Annotated in this window: 1 pseudogene; it reads left to right on the top strand. The window is 41.7% G+C overall.

Annotated features, from left to right (window positions below):
• Positions 1 to 16: 16 nt before the first annotated feature.
• Positions 17 to 264: pseudogene (locus tag RG959_RS24325) on the top strand (stage III sporulation protein SpoIIIAB); the annotation flags it as partial.

The raw sequence follows: 264 nt of genomic DNA, 5'->3' as shown, positions 1-264 counted from the left end.
ACGGAGGACAGGCCACATGCAATGGATTGGGGCACTTCTTTTCGTCATAACGAGCACATGGGTAGGATTTGAGTGGAGTAGCAGACTTTCTAATAGACCAAAGCAAATAAGACAACTAAAGAATGCATTGCAAATACTTGAGGCTGAGATTTTATATAGTCAGCTTCCACTAAATGAGGCGTTCTTGGTAATTGCCAAACAAACACCTCAGCCAATCAGCAAGTTTTTTGACACCTTGTATTACGAATTAGAGCAGGATAAGCG

Origin of the sequence: Domibacillus sp. 8LH (assembly GCF_038806185.1) — a bacterium.
Lineage (GTDB): Bacteria > Bacillota > Bacilli > Bacillales > Domibacillaceae > Domibacillus > Domibacillus indicus_A.
The sequence above is the reverse complement of the archived record's forward strand: the minus strand, read 5'-3'. Positions and strand labels throughout refer to the sequence as shown.